Below are 6,420 nucleotides of genomic sequence, written 5' to 3' on the forward strand. Positions count from 1 at the left end.
ACCCTCACCCGTCAGCGAGACGACGCCGCAGACAAGGGCCAGATCGGGCGGCAGAAGGTCTTCGACGGACTTATCCAGCGACTCGACGACACGGGCACTTGACATCGATCACCCACATAAGAGGCTGCTTTTTTCAGGAAGGCTGCCTCGGCCCGCAGTTCCCGATTTTCGCGTTCAAGCTGCGTCAGACGAGCACGCTCGGTCAGAGTCAGTTCGCTCTCCGGGCCGCCGCCGTGGGTCTCACGATACTTGGTCAGCCACCGCCGCAGGCTGTCGTCGCCGACCCCGTAGGCCTTGGCGACTTCGCTGACCGGTTTCGACGAGTCGATCACCTCGCGGCACAGTTCGTCCTTGAACTCGGTGCTGAACGATCGACGCGATCTGCTCATGCTGGTCGGACTCATTTCAGTAGATCCCTATTCTAAGCGGGTCCACTGTCCGAAATCCCTGGGCCGATCAAGGCATCGTATGAGGATCGGGTGCCTCCTCAAGCATTTGCTTGCTTAGGGGCGTAGCGGCCGATTCTTGTTGCGAGTTTCTGATGTGTCCCACTCCGGATCTTGGTAGAGCGCGTGGACTAAGTCGTCGGGTAGTTAAATGCACACGGTGCACCTCGGCAAAGCGCGTTTCTCGGAATTCGCAGATATCGGCGCATCCCAGTTCGTTCGAGGAAATTCGTGTTCCGGATCGTCGTCCGGCTGCTTTAAGTACTGCCGCACCGCACTCCAGCTCGTGGAGAGGGAGAGCGGCTAGGCTGCAGCTGAAATCCGGAACCGTCACCAGGTCGAATGCGGCTCAGACTGCACCCACGACTGTCGAAGGGTGTTTGGTTCCAGTGCGCCAAGCCAGCCAGTGAAATGGGCGGGGGATAGCACGTGCGATGGGATGCAGCGCCGCCCATCGCCAGGGTGCGTGGACATCGTCCGCGTCTCGGCGAATAGCTGAGACGACAACGTCCGCGACTTGTTCGGGAGTCATGGTGCCGAGAAGTTTTTCGATTCTTGGAATCCGCTCGGCAGCACCGGGATTGCTTTCGAAGTAGGGGGTGTCGACCTTCGCGGGGGTCACCGATGAAACTCGAACTCCGGTGCCACGCAAATCTTGTCGAAGAGATTCGGTGAGTCCGCGGAGAGCATAACGAGCGGACGCGTAGCCGACCGCCCCGGGCCAAGGAACCGTGGCAACTGGGGTGTTTATCTGAAGCAAATTGCCAGAGCCACGCGCGACCATCGCAGTGACGAATGCGCGGCAGACGAAGAATGCTGCAAAGTATGGCGCAGCCATCATCTGAACTGCTTCTTCCGGGGCGGTTTCGTCGAGGAACAGAAACCGTCCGGCGCCAGCATTGTTGACAATGATGTCCGGAACGCCGATTTCTCCGAGCACCTGGTCAGCGAAGTCTTCGACGTCCGAATGCGACGTGAGGTCGGCCGGCAAAGCGTGCGCGCGTCCGCCCCGAAATCGAATCAGCTCGGCCATTTCCGTCAGCGGCCCAGGTGTTCTGGCGACGAGAATCACTTCTGCGCCAGCAGTGGCTAGGGCTAACGCAGTAGCAGCACCGATCCCTGAGGATGCGCCGGTCACCACGGCTAGTTTCCCGTCTAATTTCATTGTGATTTTTCGTTTCTGATTGAGATCGAGGAGCTGATTGGCGAGCTTGGCAGGTGAGTTGGCAGGTGAGATTGTCAGCGTCGGGACATGCCCTGGCGCCGGTTCTTAGGTCCGCAGACGTGTCCCCCGCTGATGTTTCAACGATGCTCGACCAAAGTGGCGGCCCGATCTCGGTCAGTACTGACACGGACGGCGTGGTCGCTGGCTGTGTCACAGTCGATTTCAGATGTGCGGCGATTCTGAAGAGTCGGTTGGAGGTCGGCGCTTGGGTACACTGCGGCGAGTTTCGCTACGGTCTCACGATCGCAATGAAGGTGGTCAACGATAACCCATAGTTGGTCGATGAAGCCGGCCACTGTGGTTCCGTATCGTTCGAATACTTCGTCCTCGGGGACGCCGCCGTACGGTACCCAGTCCAGCGCGAGATCGAGTAGGGCTTGGGTGTCGTCTGGGCGATTATGTGTGAGCATCTGTTGGTTGGCGGTCGCGGTCTTACGTTGTCTCTCTTTGTGATAGCGATGGGAGAGCTCGTCGAACAGTGCGTGTGCTAGTCGTGTGGGATCACTTCTCGGTGAGTACGAATGTCGTTTGGTGGTCATGTGCTTTCCGTCGTTCGGGAGCTTTGAGATTTGGGCTATTGGTGAATGAGCCGAGTTCCGTCGAGTGGGTAGTTTTGGACTCGGAACTCTCGTGGCGGCGGCGGTGGCGGCGTCGGCGGGGGAGAGTGTGTGTCGCTACGGCTTCAGTCAATCGGGAATTCAGATGTGGGCGCGATGTGATAATCGCCCCGTGCCCGACTTTCAACTTACTGAACGCACCTGGTGATCAACAGCATTGGGCCACGTTTGGTGTGAATGCTGTTGGCGGAAATCCGGTTGCCCAGTGGTGGTATGGATTCCAGTAGGCTCTGAGAAGTCCTCGTCGTCGATACGCGGACACGCCGATACGCCTTGTCTGGGACCTGACATTGGCCTCGGTGCGTCGGGAATTCGGTCGATGTTGCCATGATTGGGACAGTACGAAATGAGAGGCCAACCACGCTAGTGACATACCGCACATCAAGATGTGCGCGCCGCACCTTTTGCTAGGTAAGGCCGGAGTCCTGCGTGAGTACAACGGGACCGAGCACGTCGACCAGCCGCAAGGCCGCATGGACTTCGGCGATGCGGGTGCTAGCCGGGCGGCCGCGCCGCTCCTCCGCCCGGCGTAGACGCTGGAGCACCGTGTTGCGGTGTATCCCGAGCTCTTCACCCGCTGCCGTCAGTCCTCCTTGGGCATTGAGCACCGCTAACAATGCCTGACGTTCCTCTGCTTCACGGGCTCCTGCGATTGCCAGGGGGCCAAGTTCGGCGGCGACGAATGCCCGAGCCAGATCCAGGTCTTCACTCATCGTGTCTACGAGTGCCATCTCAGCGTAGGCGGTGACGGGGGAGTCTCGGCCGGCGAGTTCGACGATGCGCCGACCGCGCTGTGCCTGGGTGTGCGACTTTCGGAACCCGGCTGGGCCTTGTGCCGGTATCCCCACGGAGACGCGCACCCCCTTGGGGATCTGGTCCACCAACGGCCCGAGATCACTTTGAGTTGCTTCGGGAACGCCGGAAGTCGAAACCCATCCCCAGAGGGTTTGGGCGCCGTCGGGAACGAGAAGGGGATGGTCGGATCCTAGGTGGGCGCCGACCAATTTTCCGACCCTCGATAAGTCGGTGTCTTCGCGCTCGGTCCAGCACACGAAGGCTGTCTGCCATCCTGTAAGCCGATGGGACAGTGCACCTTCGGCTCGACCCAGGTCTACCTGATCGCCGGCTAGCAACCGACGAACTGCGTCGGCGCGGGCCGCGCGGACGCGGTTCTGGATGCGATCGAGTTCGGCAACGTACTCTGCGGCGACCTCGCTGGAGATACGGTCAACGTAGGCGAAGGCGTAATTCTGTAGTTCGGCCAGCACTACAACCGCAATGGCCGGATCTGGGACGAGTTCCCTGAGACGGTCAAGGATGAGTGCACTCATGTATGCATGACCGAGCCGGTAGTAGCGCAGCATCACATCGACGCTGTAGCCGCGGGCAGCCATCGCGCGTGCGTGTTCAAGGGCGGTGACGGGAGCAGACGCGGCGGTAGCGTCGATGCCGTTTCGAAACATCGACAGCGCCGCCTCGAGATTTGATGAGCACGACCCGAGCGTCAGACCGCGAAGCCTGTCGTCTCTATCGACCTCGGGAATCCGTTTGACGATGTAGTCGAGCATGTCGTCAGCGTAGAACGGTAACCGGCGCAACAATTCGGCGGCAGCGCGGCGTTGCGCTATCACCACCGAGTCCGGAAGATCTGTCCAGCTCCTCATGCCACGCCCATTCCAGTCAAGCTCAGGTCACAGAGATTACAGGCTAGTCGCCTTCGTGATCGCTTTACCACCGCAGGTTGCGGGATTGGCGCCGTCCACCCGCGCAAGCGCTCTCCGACTAGGGCACGCGTGCAACCGCCAGATGTCCTTTCGTGGAAGTATGTCCGAATGCGGCTTCGAGGACGCCGTGGCGAGAGTCTGCGTGTTCGATCTTTCCTTTCCGGTCGGGCGAGCCGACTGCTTTAGAAGGGAATCGTGCTGGTGATGGACATGCTGACCGATGATCCCGGTCGGCGTGTTGACGGGCATCTAGCAAGGGGGACCTGGGATTCGCATTCGAGTCGGATGAGGCATTCTTCAGGGGTTCGGTGATAACTCGTAGTCGAGAAGGGTGGGTTCGGTCGTGACGCGCCTTGGCCAGAGACGCGGGGAGTGACAGCTTCCTGCGGGCGGATTGTGTCAGCGCAGCGAAGGTGGTTTCTGGCGATGTGTGGGCTGAGGCGCAAAGCAGCGCAACATGATCGGCGATCTTCGTTGGTATAATCTGGCCTGTTCGCGGGCGACTGTACTGTTGCGGAAGTGTGGTGCGGTTGAGATGTTTTCGCGTTTGCGTGTTCTTGGACTGGTTTTGCTTGTAAAGGTTTTGTAGTCAGATTCGATGTTCAGATACGTGATGTAGGGATCAAAGTCGGTTTGGGTACGCGATGACGAGTCCGCCGCGGCCTTGTTTCAGCCGTTGGAGTGGGCGACTTCGCCAAGTCGGATGCGCTGTTTCGTTGCCGCTGGGAGGTAGTCCGTCCGTGCGTAAGCGATCTCGTTTGCGGATACGTTTGCATTGATGTTTCAGATCGCCGTCGCAGAAGTTTCACTTCGGCACGAGTATTGGGACGTGTCTACGATTTTTGATGATCTTGCGGAGTTGGTTCACCGGCTCGGTTGCGGTGTGGGTAGCGCCGAAGAGTCCGTATAACCGTCACTGGCAGAGCGGCACGGCGTGGCGGTTTCGCTGAATTGGGGAAGGCCGTATGTCTGCACCCCGTTCCTTCAGCCGTCTCGGTGTATCCACGATCATTGGTTGGCGCGCCCAAGTGCCGTTACCGCCCTACAAGTCAGCGAAGACGATCCACGTCGATACGGGAGTTGCCTCGATGTACGCGCTGGCGGTTTCCACCCGTTACCGGCCCGGAACCCAGGACATGATCTTGATGGCGTGAGGCATGAGCTTTGCCCACACCTTGGCCGGAAGTCCGCGCGGTCCGCCGAGATTCATGACGCGGGTGGTGGCAACGGTCTGCGGCTCGGTGTACTTGATCAGCCCCTCGGCGCCGTGACGACGACCGACGCCCGAGACACCCATGCCGCCCATCGGTGCTGCGGTGCTGCCCCAGGTGGGTGCGTAACCCTCGTCGACGTTGACGGTGCCGGCGTGGATGCGCGCTGCGATGGCTTCGCCGGCAGCCTTGCTTCCCGCCCACACACTGGCGTTGAGGCCGTACTCGGTGTCGTTGGCCGCAGCGATGGCCTCTTCGACGTCCTTGACGGGGTAGATCGAGACGAGCGGCCCGAAGGTCTCGTCGCGGTAGCACTCGGCGTCTTCGGGAACCCCGGTGAGCAGCGTGGGCTCGTAGAACAGCGGTCCGATGTCCGGGCGGGCCTTGCCGCCGGCAATGACGGTGGCGCCCTTGACCACTGCGTCGTCGACATGCGCGGAGATTGCCTTGACCTGGGCCTCGGAGACGAGGCTGCCCATCTCGATTCCGAATTCGTAACCAGCGGCGAGGTTCATCTTCTTGACGCGGTCACCGAACATACGGATGAACTCGGGTGCGATGGACTCTTCGACGTAGATGCGCTCGATGGAGATGCACAGCTGACCGGAGTTGGAGAAGCACGCACGCACAGCGGCATCGGTGACCTCGCGCAGGTCTGCGCCGGCCGCGACGATCATCGGGTTCTTGCCACCGAGTTCGGCGGAGAAGCCGATCAGTCGACGGCCGGCCTGCTCGGCGAGGAGCTGACCGGTCGCGGTGGAACCGGTGAACATGAGGTAGTCGGTGTTCTCGACCAACGCGGTGCCCACGACGGAGCCCGGTCCGGGAACCACGGCGAAGAGGTCGCGGGGCAGTCCCGCCTTGTAGAGCAGTTCGACGCAGGCGAGCGCGCAGTACGGCGTCTGGCTGTCCGGCTTGAGGACAACGGCATTGCCCGCGAGCAGCGCGGCGATGGCGTCGGACACGGCCAGCGTCATCGGGTAGTTCCACGGCGAGATGACGCCGACGACACCCTTCGGCTGGTAGCGGACGACGGTCTTCGTCAGACCCGGAAGCATGCCGGAGACGCGACGCGGACGCAGCAGCTTCGGCGCCACACGTGCGTAGTGACGCGACGTCATCGAGATGTCGAGGACTTCTTCCTGAGCTGCGGTACGCGACTTTCCGGTCTCGGCCTGAGCCATGTCCATGAGGGCG

The 6,420-nt window shown here is 61.0% G+C and carries 4 protein-coding genes and 1 pseudogene; 1 reads left to right on the forward strand and 4 read right to left on the reverse strand.

Annotated features, from left to right (window positions below; genetic code table 11):
- Positions 1 to 125: 125 nt before the first annotated feature.
- The 3 genes and pseudogenes from ASU23_RS12130 to ASU23_RS12145 form a co-directional block, all read right to left on the reverse strand.
- Positions 126 to 389: pseudogene (locus ASU23_RS12130) on the reverse strand (transposase); the annotation flags it as partial.
- A 406-nt stretch (positions 390 to 795) separates the two neighbouring features.
- Positions 796 to 1,584, reverse strand: coding sequence for an SDR family oxidoreductase (locus ASU23_RS12135; RefSeq protein WP_253741306.1), 789 nt, complete (start codon positions 1,582 to 1,584; stop codon positions 796 to 798).
- A 1,111-nt stretch (positions 1,585 to 2,695) separates the two neighbouring features.
- A complete protein-coding gene (locus ASU23_RS12145; protein WP_058038004.1) occupies positions 2,696 to 3,952 on the reverse strand; it encodes a helix-turn-helix domain-containing protein in 1,257 nt (418 codons plus the stop codon).
- A gap of 1,025 nt (positions 3,953 to 4,977) precedes the next feature.
- On the opposite strand from ASU23_RS12145, the gene ASU23_RS33970 reads away from it, so the two are divergent.
- The gene (locus tag ASU23_RS33970; RefSeq protein WP_156423144.1) at positions 4,978 to 5,166 is read left to right on the forward strand and encodes a hypothetical protein; all 189 of its coding nucleotides are present in this window, start codon (positions 4,978 to 4,980) and stop codon (positions 5,164 to 5,166) included.
- Here the strand turns inward: ASU23_RS33970 and ASU23_RS12150 are convergent.
- A partial coding sequence (locus tag ASU23_RS12150) for a succinic semialdehyde dehydrogenase (protein ID WP_253741308.1) occupies positions 5,127 to 6,420 on the reverse strand: 1,294 nt, incomplete at its 5' end. The two genes, ASU23_RS33970 and ASU23_RS12150, sit on opposite strands and share 40 nt — an antisense overlap.

It is taken from the genome of Rhodococcus sp. KB6, from assembly GCF_001445685.1.
Classification (GTDB): domain Bacteria; phylum Actinomycetota; class Actinomycetes; order Mycobacteriales; family Mycobacteriaceae; genus Rhodococcus_F; species Rhodococcus_F qingshengii.

Excerpts from the sequence above, each read along its gene's own strand:
- ASU23_RS33970 (WP_156423144.1), top strand. The coding sequence starts at position 4,978 with ATGTCTGCACCCCGTTCCTTCAGCCGTCTCGGTGTATCCACGATCATT.
- ASU23_RS12145 (WP_058038004.1), bottom strand. The coding sequence starts at position 3,952 with ATGAGGAGCTGGACAGATCTTCCGGACTCGGTGGTGATAGCGCAACGC.